Source organism: Shinella zoogloeoides (genome assembly GCF_022682305.1).
Classification (GTDB): domain Bacteria; phylum Pseudomonadota; class Alphaproteobacteria; order Rhizobiales; family Rhizobiaceae; genus Shinella; species Shinella zoogloeoides_B.
Map to the genome: position 1 here is coordinate 3,124,209 of NZ_CP093528.1, position 17,134 is coordinate 3,141,342.

A 17,134-nucleotide genomic window follows, 5' to 3' on the forward strand; every position below is an offset into this window, starting at 1 on the left:
CCTTCCCGGCGCGGGTTTTTCGTTGCGTATCGTTCAGCCGGTTGCCGGCATCGCCACCGGATAGGAGCGCGGGTCGAAGCGCAGGTAGAGCAGCGCGGTCACCAGCACGCAGCCGAGATGCAGATACCAGCCGGCGGCAAAGCCGCCCGTCCAGTCGTGCAGCAGCGCCATCGCATAGGGGCCGATAGCCGCGATGAGGAACCCGCCACCCTGCATCAGCGCGGCGAGCGCGCCGGCCTGTTCGGGCCGCGGCAGGTGGTCGAGCGCGGTGACGATGGCAAGCGCGAAGCTGCCGCCGAGGCCTGCGCCACAGAGGCCGGCCCAGACAGCCGGCGCCAGCTCGGGAGCGCGCGCGAGACCGAAGAAGCCGACGATCTGGAAGGCGATGGTCAGCCAGAGCCAGCGGCGACGGTCGATATTGCCGCGGGCGAGGAACGGCAGGCCCAGCGCCGCGGCGGCCTGACAGGCCGCCATGACCGCGACGAGGCCGCTGCCGTCGGCGCTCGTCCAGCCCTGCGCCTGGTAATAGGGAGCGAGCCAGGCGATCATGGAACTGTAACCGGCATTGACCAGACCGAAGGCCGCCATCAGCGCCCACGTGCGCGGACGCCGCAGCAGCCGGCGGGTCAGCGTGCCGTCCGGCTTCTTAGCCTCGACATCGGAAAGGATACGCCAGGCGGCTGCCAGCGCCAGTGCCACCGGCAGGGCCAGCCAGGCGAGCGCCGCGCGCCAGCTGAAGCCCGCATGCACAAGCACCGGCATCAGGCGAGCGCCGAAGGCCCCGCCGGCCATCATGACGCCAGAGTAAAGCCCCGTGACGACCGGCACGCTTGTCGGGAAACGCGCCTTGATGATGCCCGGAAAGGCCGCCTGGATGAAGGCGACGCCGATGCCGCAGAGCGCCGCCGTCGCGATCAGCGTCAGCCCGTCATGGGCGAAGAGACGCAGTGCCGAGCCGGCGAGCAAAACGGCGAGCGCGGCCAGCAGGCCGCGCCGCGTGCCGAGCCGCACCTGTAGGCCGGGCGCCACGAAGGCGCCGACTCCCATCAGAAACATCGGCAGCAGCGTCAGCATGGCGATCCCGCCGTAACCGAGGCCGGTATCGGCGACAATCTCAGTAAGAATGGGCGCCGGCGCGGCTAGGAAGGGCCGGAGATTGAGGCCGACCAGAACGACCAGTGCGAGCATTGCCCAATCGCGGCCGGGGCGCATATCCGTCATCATGCTTCTCTCGTGCTGAAAATACCCGTTCGCGCGGATGCAACGCCCGGCGATCATGAGCCTATGGCTATCACTCGCTTGAATCATGCGCAAATTAGATGTTTAGATAGCCATCATTCCGAATTTGGATGGAGGGATCGTGCTCGACCCGCGCCTGCTCCGAGCCTTCGTGGCGATTGCCGACGCCGGCAGCTTCACCGCCGCCGCCGATCGCCTGCACATGACCCAGTCGACCATGAGCCAGCAGATCGCCCGCCTGGAGGATGCGATCGGCCGCGCGCTTGTCGACCGCGCCGCCCGCCCGGTGCGCCTGACGGTGACCGGCGAACGCCTGCTCGGCCACGCCCGGCGCATCCTCGCGTTGCAGGACGAGGCGCTGACGCTGGTGGCGGAAACCTCCGGCACCACATCCGTCCGGATCGGCATGCCCGACGACATCGCGACGCCCGAGATGGCCCGCGCCTTCGCCGCCTTCACGCGCCGTCACAAGGAGGCCCGCCTCGACGTCACCACGGGCCTGCGCTCGGACCTTGCACGCCGCTACCGTTCCGGCGAACTCGATATCGTGGTGCTGAAGGAGGATGCGCCGGGAGAGGACAGTCTGGCGAGCTTCGAGGAGCCGATCGCCTGGTTCGCCGCGCCCGGCGCGGCCGGAAGCCTGCCCGACCCGGTGCCGCTCGTCACCTTCCCACCTGGCGGGCTTTACCGCGACGCCATGTTCGAGCGGCTGGAACGCGAGCGCCGCCGCTGGTACATCGCCTTCACCTCCGCCAGCCTGCGCAACGTGCTGATGGCCGTGGAAGCGGGCCTCGGCCTCTCGCTGCTGCCGGTCGACGCCACGAAGGGCTGGCGCATCGAGCCGCTTGCCGGCTTCGCGGACGAGCCGCCGGTCTTCGCCTCGCTCTATTCCTGGGAGCAAAGCGGCTTCGTCGGGGAACTGGCCGACGAGGTGCTCGACATCCTCAAGCGGCATTTCGCGCGCATCTAGCTCTTGTAGAGATCCCCATAGGTCTCGCGCAGCACGTTCTTCTGCACCTTGCCCATCGTGTTGCGCGGCAGGTCGTCGACGAAGAGCACGCGCTTGGGCTGCTTGTAGCGCGCCAGCCGGTCCTGTAGCGCGGCGAGCACCGCCGGCTCGTCAAGCGTCGCCCCTGCCGCGCGCACCACGACAGCCGTCACCCCCTCGCCGAAATCGGGATGCGGCACGCCGATGACCGCGCTTTCCACGACACCGGGCATGGCGTCGATCTCCATCTCCACTTCCTTCGGGTAGATATTGTAGCCGCCCGAGATCACGAGGTCCTTGCCGCGGCCGACAATATGCACATAGCCGCGCGCGTCGATCTTGCCGAGATCGCCCGTGATGAAGAAGCCGTCCATGCGGAATTCGGCGGCCGTCTTTTCCGGCATGCGCCAGTAGCCCTTGAAGACGTTCGGCCCCTTCACCTCGATCATGCCCGTCTCGCCGTCCGGCAGGGGCTTGCCGGTCTCCGGATCGACAACGCGCAGCAGGACGCCCGGCAGCGGGAAACCCACCGTGCCCGCCACCCGGTCGCCGTCATAGGGATTCGAGGTGTTCATGTTGGTCTCGGTCATGCCGTAGCGCTCGAGAATGGCGTGGCCGGTCCTTTTCGAGAAGCTGCGATGGGTTTCGGCAAGCAGCGGCGCGGAGCCGGACACGAACAGCCGCATATGGGCGGTCGCCTCGCGCGTCAGGCCCGGATGCTGCAGCAGCCGGACATAGAAGGTCGGCACACCCATCATAACCGTGGCACGTTCCATCAGCCGCAGGGCTTCGCCGGCGTCGAACCGGGACAGGAAGAACATCGACGCGCCCGACAGCAGCGTGACATTGGAGGCGACGAAAAGACCGTGCGTGTGAAAGATCGGCAGGGCATGGATCAGCCGGTCCGCGCCGGTAAAGCGCCACTGGTCGCGCAGCGTCAGCGCGTTCGAAAGCAGGTTGTCGTGGGTCAGCATCGCCCCCTTGGACCGGCCGGTCGTACCGGAGGTATAGAGGATCGCGGCAAGATCGTCCGGCGCGCGCCCGGCATCGTCGAAATCCGCCTCCAGCCCGGCGGCAAGATCGAGCAGGCTGCCGCCGCCCGCCGCATCCATCGTGGCGACCGCGCCGCCGCACGCCTTCGCGATGCCTTCGACGCTCTCGCCGTGCTTCGGATCGACAACCACCAGCCGCGGCGTCGCATCCCCCAGGAAATAGTCGAGTTCCGCCAGCGTATAGGCCGTGTTGAGCGGCAGGTAGACGGCCCCGACCCTCAGGCAGGCGAGATAGAGCATCAGCGCTTCCGCGCTTTTCTCCACCTGCACAGCCACCCGCTCTCCCGGCAGGACGCCGAGCTGCCGCAGAGCGCCCGCCAGCCGGCCGGAAAAGGCGATCATCTCGCCATAGGTCCAGCGCCGCCCCTCGGCAGTCTCGATGAACGGCGCCTCCGACGGAGCGGCGGCGCGGATCGCGTCGAAAAGATGGTTGGCCATGAGGGGTCTCCTTTTCCGTGGCGACCCGCACATTGTCACACCGCCGGGCAGCGGCGCCAGAGGGAAACGCAGCCGGGCGGCCCGCTTTCAGCCGGCGGCGGCGAGGATCGCATACAATTCAGCGGAACCATCATTGCGGCTGTCACGAACGGGTGGACAGACTCACCCTTTGCATGCAATTTGCCGCAAACAAATTGCGGAACGGGAGAACACCGCATGGCACAGAAAACGGGCGATTCGGTTCGCGGGCGCTCGCATGCCGTCCACCGTGCGCTGAAACGCGCAATCCTCGACCAGGCCCTTTCACCCGGCGCGAAACTGCCGGAGGATTCCATCGGCGAGCGCCTGGGCGTCAGCCGCACGCTGGTGCGCGAGGCGCTGGTCCGGCTCAGCGAGGAGGGGCTGGTCGACCTGCGCCCCAACAAGGGCGCGACGGTGGCGCGGCCGACACTGGAGGAGGGGCGCAACCTCTTCCTCACGCGCGTGGCGCTCGAGCGGCTCGTCGTCGAGACCCTGTCGGGCAAGCTCGCCAAGGAGCAGATCGACACGCTCTCGGCCCATATCGACGCGGAGGATGCCGCACGCACGGAACACGCCCAGTCGATCCGCCTCGCCGGCGAGTTCCATACGCTGCTCGCGCAGATGACGAACAACGCCACCCTCATCCGCTACGTGAACGAGACCGTCGCCCGCAGCTCCCTCATCCTCGCCCTCTACGGGCGGCCGCATTCCTCCGAATGCGCCGTATCAGAGCACCGCGACCTGCTCAACCACCTGATTGCCGGCAAGACCGAGGCCGCGGTCAAGCTGATGACGCATCATCTGGATTCGATCACCACCCGCGCCCTGCTGCCGAAAGAGGACGACCGGAACATCAAGGACGTGCTCTCGGCCTATGCCGTCGCGGAAGGCCTCGTCTGAAGCCTTGCCGGCAACGGTGCGGCGCGGCTTTGCGTTCGGAAATGCGCGGCCCCGCTAGGATGCAGCCTCGCCTGCGAACAGCTTCCAGCGCGTCGGCCTGAACCGCAGCATCGCACCGTTCGCGGCCTGCGCGTCGAGCGGGATTTCGATTTCGACATGGTGCGCCTCGCCGGGCCGGCCGATGTCGATATCCGCAATACGCGTGCCGGCAAGGCGGCGGGACGTGGCGATGCGGCCTTCCAGCGCGGGCGTCGCGGTATCCGTAACGAGCACGACATCCTGCGGGCGGAAGAAGAGCGTACCCGCCCCCTCGCCCGCATCGCCACCGCCCGGTGCAATTCCGATGGGCGCGCCCTGGAAGCGGACGCCTCCCTCTTCCACGGTCACAGGCACGCTGGCGCTGTCGCCGATGAAGGAGAAGACGAAAGGCGAATTCGGCCTGTCGTAGACGTCGTCGGACGAGCCGACCTGCTCGATCTTGCCCTGGCTCATGACGACGACGCGGTCGGCCAGTTCCAGCGCCTCCTCCTGGTCATGCGTGACGAAGACGGTCGTGTGGCCGGTGCGGTCATGGAACTCGCGCAGCCAGCGGCGCAGCTCCTTGCGCACCTTGGCGTCGAGCGCGCCGAAAGGCTCGTCGAGCAGCAGCACCTTCGGCTCGATGGCCATGGCGCGGGCGAGCGCGACGCGCTGGCGCTGGCCGCCGGAAAGCTGGTTCGGATAGCGTTTCTCAAGGCCGGAAAGCTGCACCATCTCCAGAAGCTCGCCGACGCGGCGGCGGATCTCGGCCTTGGGCGGGCGCTCCCCGCGCGGGCGCACGGTGAGGCCGAAGGCGATGTTGTCGGCCACCGTCATATGACGGAACAGCGCATAATGCTGGAAGACGAAGCCGACATGACGCTCCTGCACGGTCTTGTGCGAGGCATCCTCCGCGCCGAAATGGATACTGCCGCGCGTCGGCTGCTCCAGCCCGGCGATGAGGCGCAGGAGCGTCGTCTTGCCCGAACCGGATGGGCCGAGAAGCGCGATCAGTTCGCCCGAGCGTATGTCGAGCGATACATCGTTCAGCGCCGGGTATCGGTCGAATTCCTTGCGGATGTTTTTTACACTGACGTCCATCGAGGGCGTGCCTTTCAATTCAATGCTTGCGGCCGGCAGCGATTTCCGCGCCGTAGTGAAGTTCGAGAACCGTCTTGACGATCAGCGTGACGAGCGCGAGCGCGGCGAGCAGCGAGGCCACGGCGAAGGCGGCAACGAAATTATACTCGTTGTAGAGGATCTCGACATGCAGCGGCATGGTGTTGGTGAGGCCACGGATATGGCCCGATACCACCGAGACCGCCCCGAACTCGCCCATGGCGCGGGCATTGCAGAGCAGCACGCCATAGAGCAGCCCCCATTTGATATTGGGCAGCGTCACGTACCAGAAGGTCTGCCAGCCGGACGCCCCGAGCGACAGCGCCGCCTCCTCGTCGCCCGTTCCCTGTTCCTGCATCAGCGGGATCAGCTCGCGCGCGACGAAGGGGAAGGTGACGAAGACCGTGGCGAGCACGATGCCCGGCACGGCGAAAAGGATTTCGACGCCATGGCTCTTCAGCCACGGTCCGAGTACGCTTCCCGCGCCGAAGAGCAGCACGTAGACAAGGCCGGAAATGACCGGCGAGACCGAGAACGGCAGGTCAATCAGGGTCGTGAGGAACACCTTGCCCTTGAATTCGAACTTGGCGATGGCCCAGGCCGCCGCCACGCCGAAGACGAGGTTGAGCGGGACTGCGATGCCCGCGACCAGCAGCGTGAGGCGGATGGCGGCCAGCGTGTCGGGGTCGCCGAAGGCAGTGAGGAACTCCCCGGGCCCCTTGCGGAACGCCTCGACGAAGACGGCGGCCAGCGGCAGGAGGAGGAAGAGCGCGAGGAACAGGAAGGCGACCGCCATCAGCGTATAGCGGGCGGCCGGCGATTCCGTCGTCGGCGAGCGGAGGGAACGGGGCTTATGCGCCATGACCGTACCTCCTGCGGCTCCAGGCCTGGATCAGGTTGATGACGAGCAGCATGGCGAAGGACAGCGCCAGCATGATCGTGGCGATGGCCGTCGCCGCACCGTAGTTGAACTCCTCCAGCCGGATGACGATGAGCAGCGGCGCGATCTCCGAGACATAGGGGATATTGCCGGCAATGAAGATGACCGAGCCATATTCGCCGACACCGCGGGCGAAGGCGAGCGCGAAGCCCGTCAGGATCGCCGGCGCAAGGCCCGGCAACAGCACGCGGAAGACCGTCTGGAAGCGGTTTGCCCCGAGCGTCGCAGCCGCTTCTTCGACCTCACTGTCGATCTCCTCCATGATCGGCTGCACCGTGCGCACGACGAAGGGCAGGCCGATGAAGACGAGGGCGATGACGATGCCGGTCGGGTTGAAGGCGGCCTTGATGCCGAAAACGTTCAGCACCTGCCCGACCCAGCCGTTCGGCGCATAGAGCGCGGCAAGCGCGATGCCGGCGACCGCCGTCGGCAGGGCGAAGGGCAGATCCACGACCGCATCGACGATGCGCCGGCCGGGAAACTCGTAGCGCACGATGACCCAGGCGACGATGACGCCGAAGACGACATTGATGAGGGCGGCGAGGAAGGCGGTGCCGAAGGAGACCTTGAGCGCATTCAGCGTGCGCTCGTCGGCGAGGATGGCGAGAAACTCGGCTCCCGACAGCGAGGCGGAACGCCAGACGAGGCCGGCGAGCGGGATCAGGATGATGAGCGTGAGGTAGGCGAGCGAAAAGCCAAGCGTCAGTCCGAAGCCCGGAATGACGCTTGGCTGTCTCAGTCGCCACCGCACGGAAGCGGCGGCAGAAGTCGTCACGTTGCTCAGTTCCCCGGCTTGTAGATCTGGTCGAAGACGCCGCCGTCGCCGAAGTGCTCGGGCTGTGCCTTCGCCCAGCCGCCGAAGATCGGGTCGTCGATCGTCACCAGCTTAATCTCGGGAAGCTGTTGCAGCAACTCGGGCTTCACCACCTCGCGTTTGGAGGGACGGTAGAAGTGCTTGGCCGCGATGTTCTGGCCTTCTTCCGAGTAGAGATATTCGAGATAGGCTTCCGCCTGTTTGCGCGTGCCCTTGGCATCGACATTGCCGTCGACAACAGCGACCGGCGGCTCGGCGAGGATCGAGATCGGCGGTGCGACGATGTCGAAGGAGTCCGCGCCGAATTCGGCACCGGCGAGATAGGCCTCGTTCTCCCAGGCGAGCAGGACGTCGCCGATCTGGCGTTGGGCGAAGGTGGTCAGCGAACCACGCGCACCCGTATCGAGAACCGGCGCCCGCTTGTAGAGTTCGGCGATGTAGGCCTTGATCTTGTCCTGGTTGCCGCCGAATTCCTGGTTGGCCCAGGCCCAGGCTGCCAGATAGTTCCAGCGCGCACCGCCCGAGGTCTTCGGGTTCGGGGTGACGATCTGCACGTCGCCCTTCACGAGGTCGCCCCAGTTATGGATGCCCTTCGGATTGCCCTTGCGCACGAGGAAGACGATGGTCGACGTATAGGGCGCCGAGTTGTTCGGCAAGCGCGTGCGCCAGTCCTTGGCGATCTTGCCGGTCTTCTCGACGATGGCGTTGATGTCGCTTTCCAGCGCCAGCGTCACCACATCGGCCTCAAGGCCGTCGATGACGGCGCGCGCCTGCTTGCCCGAGCCGCCATGCGACTGCTGGATCGTCACGTCCTCGCCGGTCTCTGCCTTCCAGTGCGCGGCAAAGGCCGCATTGTAGTCCTTGTAGAGTTCGCGCGTCGGGTCATAGGAGACATTGAGCAGCGCCGTCTGCGCCAGCGCCCCCGAGACCCCGCCGAACACCAGTCCCACACCAAGGGCAATCGCCCCGAGCCGCTTCGTAAATCCAGACATTTCCAACCTCCTGGTCACTGCCTCGCCGAAAAGCCTAGAGAATTAGTAGACTTAGTCAACAACAGCCGGATAGTTCGCAAAACGGGTTTAAAACGGGTCGAAACGGCGCAATACGCGAACTGCCCGGCCCGGCAGGAAGCGCATAGTTCATCTCCGAAATGGCCACGGAAACGCAAAATGCATCCGCGGAAAATCATCCTTTCCAGCCCCGCGCCGAAACTTTTTTTCAACCGCGCGACACCCGCGCCAGACCGCTGAGGGGAGCGGACAGGACGCTGCGATAGACCTGACGGACCGTCTCGGCGAAGACGAACGGGCCCGGTCGCAGGCCGGAGGCAATAGCCCCGACGATGGAGAGGCCCTGCAGGGGTTCGCCATGCCGCAGAAGATGACCGCAATCGTCGACGGAGAGCGCCGCGACATCGCAACCGAGCATGCCGGCAAGGGCATGGGCGGACGGTGCTTCGCGGCAGTCGATGGTGTTCTCGTCGGCGGGCTTCAGGTCGCGCGGACGCACGAAGCGGGTTCGGCCGGTCTCGAATTCCGCCATGAGACGGCGGTGGATATCGCCTGCGATGCGGATGGAGAAATGCCGGTGCAGGCGCAGGAGGTGGCGGCGATACTGGTTGCGCTCGGCCTGGGGCAGATTGCGCCAGACCACCGAAAGGCGGGCGGAAGCGGCATCGACGACGGTCTGCCATTGGCCGCCGTCCCGCGCTTCCGCGATGCTACATTCCCGCCGGATGTATCGGAAGGCATCCCGGAGCGAGCGCCCGGCTGGCGGCTCGCCGAAACGCACGCCGTCATGCGTCCGGCCATGCGGTTGCGGCAACCCGCCGCTTGCCGAAGCAATATGGATCGCGCCGAAGAATCCACGCGCCCGCAGATCGAGCAGGATGGCGGCAAGCCGCGGCCCGTTGCCGATGAGGGTCAGGGGCGACGGCCGCTCCTGCTGCACGAGCCGCGCCGCGGCCACAACCGCCTCATCCCAGGAGGCCGCCTCGCGCTGCACGACCCCGAAGCCGGTGGCGACGAAGACATGGTCGAAGACCGCGGTTTCTCCATCACCGAAACCGATGCGCACGCGCTCACCCTCGCCGTCGATACGGTGTGCGACCCCGCAGAGCGTGCGAAGGCGCACATCCTTGCGCCGCGCGAGCGCCTCACCGAAACGGGCCATCACATAGTCGCGAAAGAGGGCGCGCGGCACATGCATGTCCTGCGGGCCGCGCAGCGCCGCGACAGCACCGTCCGCCAGAAAGCCGTCCTTCAGCCAGCGGGAGAAATCGTCCGGCCGGTCCGGGAAGACGGAAAGGTCCCGCGCCGGCTCCGTGGTGAAAGCCTTGCCCGCAGGCCCATCGCCGAATGCGCCCGGCGCGTCGCCGGCATCGATCATCCACGCCTCGAAAGGATGATGGAAGCGGCGCATCAGGGCGATCACGGTGGCAAGGCCCGACGGTCCGGCACCGATCACCGCGATCCGTATCATCGGCAGCGCCCCGGCAAGCAAGGCATCTTCCCTTACGACCCTTTCGAAGAACATGCGATGTCCTTTCCCTCTAGGCGGAGCGAGAAGCCGGAGAGAGAATAACGCAGGCGCGTATAATTTTCTACCTTTTTAGTGGTCTATTTATTGACACGATCCCGGCAGCCGCGCCTCGCCCATGCCTCTAAATGCTCGAAGAGACAGGGCACGCACTGAAAACCGCCGCCCTCGTCGTCTCCGGCCTGCACGGGCATGTCGCCCCGCAGCTATCGCGCACTGTTCCTGTAGGGAAGGCAAAAAAAATGGGCCTGCGAAAACCGCGGCCCATATAGGTGTGAAGGTAAAAACCTCCAGAGGGGAACAGCTGGTGCAGCGGCACTGGGAGGAGAAGCCGCCATGTGCATCAGCTGTATGCAATATGCCTATTTCTTGATCGGATGGAAAACATTTATTGTGCAATGCAGCTATGCAAATGCTGCACCGCTTCCTCACTCACTCGGCCTTCAGGTGCGGATAGGTCGGCGGGAACATCGTCTCAACGGAGGGATGGCCCCAGGTGCGCTCCGGATATTTGGCGAGGAGACCTTCGAACTGCGCCTGCGCCTCTCGCCGCGCGGCCTTGATATCGATGCCGGCCACCTCGCCGTCGCGCATGGAAAGCCGCCCGTCGACGAAGACGGCGCGCGTCACCCGCCCGCTCGCGCCGAAGATCAGCGACTGCACCGGGTCCACCGTGGGCGCGAAGCGCGGATCGGACAGATCGAAGATCGCGATATCGGCCTTGGAGCCGGCTTGCAGGCGGCCGATATCCGAGCGGCCCAGCGCATCGGCACCGCCGAGTGTCGCCGCATCGAAGACTTCCGCCGTGGAAAGGCCCGTCTCACCGGAAGCGATGCGGCCGGTCATCAGCGCGACGGCCATGTTGAGCACCATGTCCGGCGGGGTCGTGTCGGTGCCCATGCCGATGCGGATGCCGAGATCGCGGCAGCGGCGGAAGGAGTTGAGATATTCGCCGCCGCGGGCATAGACCAGCGGGCAATGGGCGATGGTCACGCCATGCTTGGCGTAGAGGTCGAGGTCTTCCGGCTCGGCCTCCACCGCATGGGGCGCGATCAGCCGCTCGTTGAGCAGACCGTGCCGCGCCATCCATTGAGGCGACGTGGTGCCATGCAGGCGGGCGACGGTCTGGCGCTCCATCTTGCCCTGCGCCATGTGCAGACGCACCGGCAGGCTCATTTCGGCGGACGCGGCCATGGTGCGCTGGAGAAGCGCCAGCGTCGAGGTCTCCACCCGGTCCGGCGCGAGCATGCCCTGCACCAGCCCCTCATGACGACCGGCGATGCGGCCGGCAAAGGCGATGGCGTCCTCAAGCCCCTTGAGGCCGCGCGCCTCGTCGAAGACCGGCTCCAGAACGCCAGGCGCCTCGCAGATCATGCCGCCGGAACGGTAGGCCGGGCCGAGCCAGACGCGAAGGCCGAGATCGCCGGCAGCGTCCGCCGCGCCTTCGAATTCGGCAACGGTCTCCGCCCATTGGCGGTAGAACAGCGAGGCGATGGGCAGCGCCGAGGTGATGCCGTTCAGGAGGAGTTGCGCGAAGGCGAAGCGCTTCTGGAAGACGAGCTGTTCGGGCGTGTACATCTCGTAGGGGCCACGCTCGACATAGCTGCGCGGCCAAACGCGACCCGTCGCCCAGCCGGGACCGTAATCGACCATCAGCAGCGTGGTGTCGAGGTCCGAAAGGGCGTCGAGATCGACGAAGCCGGGCGAAACGAGCGTATCACCAAGCTCGATGCGCCGCGCCACCTCGCCGGGGAAGCGCGGGCCGACATAGATGACCTCCTGCCCCTCGATGACGATCTCGCCATCGGTCAGAAGCCGGTGACGGCCGTTTTCATGGGCGACGATCCAGCGGGCGGAAAGGGCGGTGCGGCCTTCCGGGCGGCGGCCGAGGACGAGGTCGGAAAGGGTCATGGGTCTATCCAGTCTTGGCAATCGGATTTGGAACTACTCAATAACGTCGAGATCGCGGCTATGGCCCCAGAACATGCGGGGCGTCTCCAGCGCATAACGCAGGCCCAGACGGTCGATCATCAGATCGGCCTCGCGCTGGGCGGCATCGAGCACCGCATCCTGATCGACATGGAGCGGCTTGCGGTCACGCAGCAGCACCTTGCCGCCGACGAGGACCGTGTGCACGTCGTTGCCGTTGGCGAAATAGGTGACGCGGAATTCCGGCATATGGACCGGATAGAGATGCGGGCGGCGCAGGTCGACGAGGATGACATCGGCCTTCTTGCCCGGCTCCAGCGAACCGATCTCACTTTCGAGGCCGAGCACGCGGGCGGCGTCGATGGTGCACATTTCCAGCGCCTTGCCCGGCGGCAGCCAGCTCGGATCGTGGAAATGGGTGCGGTGGTAGTGCATGCATTGCTGCATGTGCCGGAACATGTCCGCCGAACGATCCGGCGCGGTCGCATCCGAACCGATGACGACGGTGACGCCTGCATCGATCAGCTCCGTCACCGGGCAGCGCGCGAGGATGGCGGCGACAGCGCTCGGATTGTGCACGATGGTCGTGCCGGTCTCGGCGCAGATCGCGATCTCCTCCTCGTCCAGCCCCGTTGCATGCGACAGCAGCGTGCGCGGGCCGAGAATGCCGATCTCGTTCGCGATGCGGACGCTGCCTTTCGTATGACCGTCCTGCGTGAAGACGAGGCCACGTTCTTCCGCGAACTGCTTGACCGCGCGTGACTGCTCGACGGCCTCATCCGCACCTGCCGCATCCCGATACCCGCGATGCAGCGTCGGCGTCAGCAGGGCAAGGTGCAGGCGGCCGTCATGACTGCCGTGCCAGCGGTCGATAAGCGTCTTGCAGGTGGCGAACTGCTGGTCGAAGGAAACCGGATAGTCGGTCCGCGTTTCGCCATCCCAGCGGGCATAGGTCAGCGGGTGCGGCGGGCGCGTGGTGCCGACGGCGACCACGGAGCGTGTGCCGATGCCGAGCACGCCCTCCATATGCGCATCGCCATAGACCGGCTCGTCCGTGCGCATGATGGAATCGCCGCCGCCGAGCAGCGAGACGCCTGTCGTGACGCCGAAGCGCAGGCGTTCCAGCGCGGCAAGCTGCGCCTCGGCAAACCAGAATTCCGGCGTGGAGCCGACCGTGTAGGCGCCGCGGCACGCCTGATACCACGGGTCGCTCTTGCCGCCGCCCAGCGTCTTGATCAGGCCATGGCCGGCATGGGCATGCGCATCGACGAAGCCCGGCATGATCGCCATGCCGCGCGCATCGATGACCTCGCCGGCCGGATGGGCCGCCTCCACCTCCGCGGTCGGGCCGACGGCGACGATGCGGTCACCGGTGATGGCGACCGCCCCGTCGGCGATGATCCGGCGTTCCGGATCGATGGCGATAACGGTGCCGTTCTTGATGAGGATGTCGGCCATGGCTGTCTCCTGTCACTCCGCAGCGGTCTGCCGCGAAAGGATGCGGTCGAGCGAGGGCGCGAGCCGCAGCAGTTCCTTGGTGTACTCGTGCTTCGGCGCCGTGAACAATGTCTCGGTCTCCGCCAACTCCACGATCTCGCCCGACTTCATGACCGCGATGCGGTCGCACATCTGACGGATTACCGCGAGATCGTGGCTGATGAACAGCATGGAGAGGCCGGCAAGGTCGCGCAGGTCCTTGAGCAGGTTGAGAAGCTGCGCCTGTACCGACACGTCCAGCGCCGAAGTCGGCTCGTCGCAGATCAGCAGCGACGGGCGCGGGCCGAGCGCGCGGGCGATGGCGATACGCTGGCGCTGGCCGCCGGAGAAGGCATGCGAGAAGCGCGCGCCCGCATCGGCGGGCAGGCCCACCGCCTCGAGCAGCGTCTTCGCATCCTGCCGGGCTTCTTCCGCGTTGGAGGCGAGCTTGTAGAACAGGATCGGCTCGGCAATGGCGGAATTGATGCGCAGGCGCGGGTTGAGCGCCGAATAGGGATCCTGGAACACCATCTGCAAGGACTGGCGAACGGATTTCTCGCGTTTCGCACCAAGCGCCGTGCCCTGGAAATCGATGGTGCCGGAACTCTGGGTGACGAGACCGGCGATGGTGTTGGCGACGGTGGTCTTGCCGCAACCGGATTCACCGACGAGACCGAAGATCTCGCCGCGGCGAACATCGAAGGAAACGCTCTTCACTGCCCGGAAGACGGCGGACTTGCGGCCGGGAAGGATCGAGCGGCCGCCATATTCCACCGCAAGGTCGCGCACGGAGAGAACCACATCGTCCTTGCTGCCCGTCTCGCTCCTGGTGCTCTTGGCGCGCACGCTGGCGCGCGCATCGAGCGTCACCTTCGTTTCCTCGCTCGGCACCGGCAGGCGCTCGAGCCGCGTCTCGATCGGCGGCACGGCGGCGATCAGCGTACGGGCGTAGGGCGCCTGCGGATTGGTCAGCACGTCACGCGCCGAGCCGCTTTCCACCACCGCACCGTTCAGCATGATCGTGACGCGGTCTGCGATCTCGGCGACGACGCCCATATTGTGCGTGACGAGCAGCACGCCGACGCCGCGCTGGTCGGCAAGGTCACGGATCAGCTTGAGGATCTGCGCCTGCACGGACACGTCGAGCGCCGTGGTCGGTTCGTCGGCGACGATAAGCTGCGGATTACAGGCGAGTGCCGTCGCGATGACGACACGCTGGCGCTGGCCGCCGGAAAGCTGGTGCGGATAAGAGCCGAGCCTGCGTTCCGGCTCGGGAATACCGACGGCCTTCATCAGCTCCAGCGCACGCGCCTTCGCTTCCCTTGAGGAGAGCTTCAGATGGGCGAGCATGCCTTCGCAAAGCTGACTTTCCACGGTGAAGAGCGGGTTGAGGCTCGTCATCGGGTCCTGGAAGATCGCGCCGACATCGCGGCCGGGCACGATGCCCTCGGTGCGGCCGGTGCGCAGGTCGATCGGCTTGCCGGCGATCTCGATGGAACCGGAAACGATCTTGCCCGGGGCCTGGAGAAGGCCCATCAGCGCATTGCCGACGGTGGTCTTGCCGGCGCCGGATTCACCGACGAGGGCATGGATCTCGCCGGGGCGGATCAGGAGGTCGATGTCCTTGACGGCGGTCAGCGTGCCGCCATTGGCGAGCGGATATTCGACGCGCAGCTTGCGGATGTCGAGAACGGGGGTCTTTGTTTCGGTCATCTCAGCGGGCCATCAGTTTCGGGTTGAAGCGGTCGCGCAGATAGTCGCCGATGATGTTGACGGCGAGCACGAGGATGACGAGCACGGCCGCCGGCATCACGGCGATCCACCAGAGGCCGGAGAACAGGAACTGGTTGCCGATGCGGATGAGCGTGCCGAGCGAGGGATAGGTCGGCGGCATGCCGGCACCGAGGAAGGACAGCGTCGCTTCCGTCAGGATCGCACCCGCAAGGTTGATCGTGGCGATGACCATGACCGAGCTCATGACGTTCGGCAGGATGTGCCGGCCCATGATGCGGCCGGAGGGCAGGCCGATCACCTTGGCGGCACGCACATAATCACGCGCCACTTCCACCATGGTCGAGGCGCGAACCGTGCGGGCATATTGTACCCACTCGTTGACGGCGATGGAGAAGATGAGGACCAGCGGCGCCCAGGCGAGCATCGCATCGGCGCTGAGCTGCGCGCGGGCGATGCCGCTGATCAGCAAAGCGACGAGAATGGTCGGGAAGCTGACGAGCACATCGGCGATGCGCATGACGACGCTGTCGACAAGACCGCCGAAGAAGCCGGCGACGAGACCGAGGATCACGCCGAGCGCGGCGGCGAAGAACACCGCGCCGAGGCCGATGACGACGGAGATGCGCAGGCCGAACAGGATGACCGAGACAAGGTCGCGGCCCTGGTTGTCGGTGCCGAGCAGGAAGCGCGGATCGCCGCCCTCCATAAAGACCGGCGGAATCTCCATGTCGATGAGCGAATAGGAGGAGACGTCGCGCGGGTCCATCGGCGCGATCAGCGGCGCGAAGACGACGAGCACGAGCATGATGGCGAGCACCAGCCCGGAGATCATCACGGAAACCGGCGGAAGCCGGCGCATCAGGGATTGCGTGGCCATTATCGTGTCCTCAGGCGCGGATCGATGAGAGTGTAGAGAATATCGACGATCATGTTGATCATCACGAAGAGGAAGCCGACGAAGAGGAGATAGGCGGCCAGCACCGGCACGTCGGGATAGCCGACGGCATTGGTGAAGAGCAGGCCCATGCCCGGCCACTGGAACACGGTCTCGGTGACGATCGCGAAGGCGACGAGCTGGCCGATCTGCAGGCCCGTGACGGTAACGACCGGCATCAGCGCGTTGCGCAGCGCAAGGCGGCCGTAGATATAGGCGCGCGGCAGGCCGCGGGCGAAGGCGAAGCGGATGTAGTCCGACGACAGCACGTCGATCATCTCCGAGCGCACCAGCCGCATGATCAGCGTGAGCTGGAAGAGCGCCAGCGTGATCGACGGCAGAATCAGCGATTTCAGGCCGGAGACGGTAAGGAAGCCCGTCTGCCAGAGGCCGAGGTCCACGAGGTCGCCGCGCCCGGAGGACGGCAGCCAGCGCAGGTTGACCGCGAAGACGAGGATGAGCAGCAGGCCGGTGACGAAGGTGGGCATCGAAACGCCGACCAGCGTCGTCGCCTGGGTGAGCCGCGAGAGGAAGGAATTCGGCTTCAGCGCGCAGAGGACGCCGAGCGGGATGCCGATCGAAAGCGCCATCACGGTGGCGACGATCACAAGCTCCAGCGTTGCGGGAAGGCGGCTCATCAACAGGCCGGCGACAGGCTGCTGGTAGCGGAAGCTCGTGCCGAAATCACCCGTCAGCACCTTGCCGACAAAATCGAAGAACTGCACGAGGATCGGCTTGTCGAGGCCGAGCGCCAGGCGCAGCGCATCCTTTTCCGCCTGCGTGGCGCCTTCGCGCACCATGGCGGAGACGGGATCGCCGACGAAGCGGAACATGATGAAGGCGATGGCCGTCACGGCGATCATCACGAGGATGGCCTGGAGCAGCCGCACCGAGAAAAGTCTGAGCATCGCAATGGTCCTTGCAAGGGAGCGTTCAAGCCCGAAAGGGAGGAAAACCGGGCCGTTCGCTCCATCTTCCCTGCACCACGGGCAGC

Annotated in this window: 14 protein-coding genes; 2 read left to right on the forward strand and 12 right to left on the reverse strand. The window is 66.1% G+C overall.

Translation table 11 applies throughout. From position 1 onward, the window contains the following. Nucleotides 1-33: 33 nt before the first annotated feature. Nucleotides 34-1,224, reverse strand: a complete 1,191-nt coding sequence (locus MOE34_RS15620; protein ID WP_242218321.1) for a cyanate transporter — start codon at nucleotides 1,222-1,224, stop codon at nucleotides 34-36. 136 nt (nucleotides 1,225-1,360) lie between these two features. Here MOE34_RS15620 and MOE34_RS15625 point away from each other — a divergent pair, with 136 nt between their 5' ends. Further along, nucleotides 1,361-2,209 carry a LysR family transcriptional regulator gene (locus tag MOE34_RS15625; RefSeq protein ID WP_242218323.1) on the forward strand — a complete coding sequence of 283 codons (849 nt, stop codon included), beginning with the start codon at nucleotides 1,361-1,363 and terminating at the stop codon, nucleotides 2,207-2,209. Here MOE34_RS15625 and MOE34_RS15630 read toward each other — a convergent pair. Beyond that, entirely contained in the window at nucleotides 2,206-3,717 is a 1,512-nt protein-coding gene (locus MOE34_RS15630) for a malonate--CoA ligase (RefSeq protein WP_242218325.1), read from the reverse strand. The two genes, MOE34_RS15625 and MOE34_RS15630, sit on opposite strands and share 4 nt — an antisense overlap. Nucleotides 3,718-3,933: 216 nt before the next feature. Here MOE34_RS15630 and MOE34_RS15635 point away from each other — a divergent pair, with 216 nt between their 5' ends. After that, nucleotides 3,934-4,638 (forward strand): GntR family transcriptional regulator, encoded by a 705-nt coding sequence (locus MOE34_RS15635; protein ID WP_242218326.1) that lies wholly within the window; start codon nucleotides 3,934-3,936, stop codon nucleotides 4,636-4,638. A gap of 54 nt (nucleotides 4,639-4,692) precedes the next feature. On the opposite strand, the gene MOE34_RS15640 is transcribed toward MOE34_RS15635, so the two are convergent. From MOE34_RS15640 to MOE34_RS15685, 10 genes are all read right to left on the reverse strand, one after another. After that, nucleotides 4,693-5,757, reverse strand: coding sequence for a sulfate/molybdate ABC transporter ATP-binding protein (locus tag MOE34_RS15640; protein WP_242218328.1), 1,065 nt, complete (start codon nucleotides 5,755-5,757; stop codon nucleotides 4,693-4,695). Nucleotides 5,758-5,776: 19 nt separating this feature from the next. Next, the gene (cysW, locus tag MOE34_RS15645; protein ID WP_242218329.1) at nucleotides 5,777-6,637 is read right to left on the reverse strand and encodes a sulfate ABC transporter permease subunit CysW; all 861 of its coding nucleotides are present in this window, start codon (nucleotides 6,635-6,637) and stop codon (nucleotides 5,777-5,779) included. Next, the gene (cysT, locus tag MOE34_RS15650) at nucleotides 6,627-7,490 is read right to left on the reverse strand and encodes a sulfate ABC transporter permease subunit CysT (protein ID WP_242218332.1); all 864 of its coding nucleotides are present in this window, start codon (nucleotides 7,488-7,490) and stop codon (nucleotides 6,627-6,629) included. The genes cysW and cysT overlap by 11 nt, the downstream gene beginning before the upstream one ends. A 5-nt stretch (nucleotides 7,491-7,495) precedes the next feature. Next, nucleotides 7,496-8,521 (reverse strand): sulfate ABC transporter substrate-binding protein, encoded by a 1,026-nt coding sequence (locus MOE34_RS15655; RefSeq protein ID WP_242218333.1) that lies wholly within the window; start codon nucleotides 8,519-8,521, stop codon nucleotides 7,496-7,498. A 226-nt stretch (nucleotides 8,522-8,747) separates the two neighbouring features. Then, nucleotides 8,748-10,064, reverse strand: coding sequence for an FAD/NAD(P)-binding protein (locus MOE34_RS15660; protein ID WP_242218337.1), 1,317 nt, complete (start codon nucleotides 10,062-10,064; stop codon nucleotides 8,748-8,750). A gap of 435 nt (nucleotides 10,065-10,499) precedes the next feature. After that, a complete protein-coding gene (locus MOE34_RS15665) occupies nucleotides 10,500-11,978 on the reverse strand; it encodes an amidohydrolase family protein (protein WP_242218338.1) in 1,479 nt (492 codons plus the stop codon). Nucleotides 11,979-12,011: 33 nt separating this feature from the next. Next, the gene (locus MOE34_RS15670; protein ID WP_242218340.1) at nucleotides 12,012-13,454 is read right to left on the reverse strand and encodes an amidohydrolase family protein; all 1,443 of its coding nucleotides are present in this window, start codon (nucleotides 13,452-13,454) and stop codon (nucleotides 12,012-12,014) included. A 12-nt stretch (nucleotides 13,455-13,466) separates the two neighbouring features. After that, nucleotides 13,467-15,185 (reverse strand): dipeptide ABC transporter ATP-binding protein, encoded by a 1,719-nt coding sequence (locus MOE34_RS15675; RefSeq protein ID WP_242218344.1) that lies wholly within the window; start codon nucleotides 15,183-15,185, stop codon nucleotides 13,467-13,469. A gap of 1 nt (nucleotide 15,186) precedes the next feature. Beyond that, nucleotides 15,187-16,083 carry an ABC transporter permease gene (locus tag MOE34_RS15680; protein WP_242218346.1) on the reverse strand — a complete coding sequence of 299 codons (897 nt, stop codon included), beginning with the start codon at nucleotides 16,081-16,083 and terminating at the stop codon, nucleotides 15,187-15,189. Beyond that, nucleotides 16,083-17,048 carry an ABC transporter permease gene (locus MOE34_RS15685; protein WP_242218348.1) on the reverse strand — a complete coding sequence of 322 codons (966 nt, stop codon included), beginning with the start codon at nucleotides 17,046-17,048 and terminating at the stop codon, nucleotides 16,083-16,085. The genes MOE34_RS15680 and MOE34_RS15685 overlap by 1 nt, the downstream gene beginning before the upstream one ends. Nucleotides 17,049-17,134: the final 86 nt, after the last annotated feature.